At 73.1% G+C, this 2,659-nt stretch carries 2 protein-coding genes; both read left to right on the forward strand.

The annotated features are described in order from the left end of the window. Positions 1-408: 408 nt before the first annotated feature. Positions 409-2,097 carry an EAL domain-containing protein gene (locus tag VF647_13280; protein ID HEX8453068.1) on the forward strand — a complete coding sequence of 563 codons (1,689 nt, stop codon included), beginning with the start codon at positions 409-411 and terminating at the stop codon, positions 2,095-2,097. 98 nt (positions 2,098-2,195) lie between these two features. Next, positions 2,196-2,659, forward strand: a 464-nt coding sequence (locus tag VF647_13285; protein ID HEX8453069.1) for a hypothetical protein, incomplete at its 3' end; no start/stop codon positions are given.

The raw sequence follows: 2,659 nt of genomic DNA on the forward strand, positions 1-2,659 counted from the left end.
CGCCCCCCCCCCCCCCCCCCCCCCCCCCCCCTCCCCCGCTCGTTCCTCGCGGCCCCTCCCCCAAAACAGCCTGGGGGAGGGGCGGTGGCGTGCATCGGTGCGCAGGAGGCGGAGGGCGGAGCGGCGGAAGGCACGGGCAGCCACGTGGGGCGGCCCCTACGAGGGTCGGATTTCGATGCGAGGGTCGGAATGGGGGCGAGGGTGGGCTGCCGCTACGGATCTCGGTGTGCGCGGACGGGTGGCGGGCGCGGCGCGGGTCGGGGGGAGGGGGCACTCTGCGCGGGACAAATCCCACCGGACGGCAGGCGAGTGTAACGAGCCGGGGGTGAGGGCCCGCCCGGCTCCGCTCTTGCGTTTGTCCGCGTTCCGCGATGGCGGCGCGGGACCAGCAGGGGGCTCAAAAGGATGATGCAGAACAGCGCGGTACAGGCGATTGCAAGACGCTATTTAAAGGTGGCGCGTAACGCCCTGGCCATGGACGTGGTGTGGCTCGCCGAGCGCACCGGGAGCGATCAGATCCTCCACGCGGTGGACGGCGATCCGGGTCCGTTCGGGATCAGCGAAGGGTCCGTCATCCCCTGGCCGATCTCGTACTGCTCGCGGGCGCTGGACGGCACCCTCCCCTCCGTCATCCCCGATGCGCGCGCGCACCCCGATGCCGCTGCACTCGCGATCACCGAGCGGCTGGGGATCGGCTCGTATGCGTCCGCGCCGGTGCACCTGCCGGACGGCACGCTTTTCGGGATGGTGTGTTGCCTGGGGCGCGGCGCCAACCCCCAGCTCGGCCCCGGGGACGGACGCCTGCTGGACGCACTCGCAGCTTCGCTCGGCGAAGACCTGGCCCGCGCGGCCATCCCTCGCCCTGCGCGCATCTCCCGCGGCGACGTGGAGCGCGCCATCGCCGGCCAGGGCGTCGCGACGGTCCTGCAGCCCATCGTGGGCCTCGCGGACATGCGCATGGTGGGCGCCGAGGCGCTGACCCGCTTCGAGGGGCCCGGGGGGAGCCCCGACGTCTGGTTCGCCCGCGCCGCCGAGCTGGGGCTGGGCGTCGAGCTGGAGATCGCCACGATCCTCTCCGCGCTCGCCCTCCTCCCCGCCATCCCCGCGGAGGTGTACCTGTCCGTAAACGTGTCGCCCGGCACCGTCTCCAGCCCCGCACTGCGCGAGGCGCTGGCGGCGGTGGATGCGCGGCGGGTGGTGCTGGAGATCACGGAGCACAGCTCGGTGACGCACTACGACGAGCTCGTCCGGGACCTGGACGAGCTGCGCGGGCTGGGCGCGCGCGTCGCCGTGGACGATGCGGGGGCGGGGTACGCCAGCTTCCGGCACATCCTGGCGCTGCGCCCCCACACCATCAAGCTGGACCGCGACATGGTGTGCGGGATCGACGAGGACCGCGCGCGGGAGGTGCTCGTGGGCGCGCTCGCCTCCTTCGCGGACAGTCTGGGCGCGACGGTGGTGGCGGAGGGGGTGGAGACCGCCGGCGAGCTGGACACGCTGGTGCGCCTGGGGATCACGTGCGGGCAGGGGTACTACCTGGCGCGACCGGCCCCCCTCCCGCTCCCCGGCATCGTGGTGTCGCCCACGCCGCAGCGGCTGGCGCATCCTCGCGCGGCGCCCCGGGTGGAGGACTTCGCCGGGTACGTGCGCGCGCTGCTGGCCGACGTCGCCGCGGCCACGGGGCTGGAGACGAGCTTCCTCAACATCCGCAACCTCGCGGACGACACGCTGGAGCATCGCTACGTCCACGATCCGGCCGGCATGGGCGTCCCGGCGGGCCACGCCATCTCCTGGACCGGGTCGCTCTGCCAGCGCTGCCGCGAGGCGGGGCTCGTGTGGACCGCCGACGTGAGCCGCGACCTCCCCGGCGCCGCGGAGGAGGATGCGGAGAAGTTCGGCACCTTTGTCTCCGTCCCCGTGCTCGGCGCGGGCGGCGAGGAGGTGATCGGGACGCTGTGCGCGGCGGGTCGCTCGCGGCGCTACCTGAGCGACCGCACCATCGTGGAGGTGGAGCGCATCAGCCGCGGGATCTCCGACTTCCTGGTGCGCCGCGGCATCAAGCTGCACGACGGATCGGTCACCGCGGCGGGTGGGTAGGGGGCAACGTTCCGGGGGATCGCGGGATCGAAACCTTTGTGCGCTCCGCCCCGTTACGGGAGCAGCCACCCGTCGTCCCTTCCTCCGGAGCTTCCCTCATGCGTGCCCTCGTCCTGGTCTGCGCCGCCCTCGCACTCGCCGCCCCCGCCCATGCACAGCGCGGCCACAGCCGCGGCGATTCCGACACGCGCTTCGTAGAGCGCCAGCCGCTTCGCCGCGCCACCTCCGCCATCCAGACGCGCGGCGGCGAGGTGGCCCTCCTCCTGATCGATCGGAAGCTGGTGATGCAGCTCACCGATCGCGGGCTCAGCGAGATCGACCGCGACATGCGCGACGACGCGAAGAAGGAGGAGTCGGGCTTCGCGCGCGTCGTGGCCGGGATGGTGCGCGGCGGGGTCCGCACGATGCTGGACCGCGGGATCGAGTACCCGGTGTCCGAGCTGCGCGAGGCGCGCTACGAGAACGGCCGCCTGGTCCTGGAGGACCGCGAGGGCAACTCGATCTTCAAGGACGTGCAGGTGAACGACGTGCAGGTGATGGAGAGCTTCTCGCCCGCCGAGGC

The organism is Longimicrobium sp. (assembly GCA_036387335.1).
Taxonomy (GTDB): Bacteria; Gemmatimonadota; Gemmatimonadetes; order Longimicrobiales; family Longimicrobiaceae; genus Longimicrobium.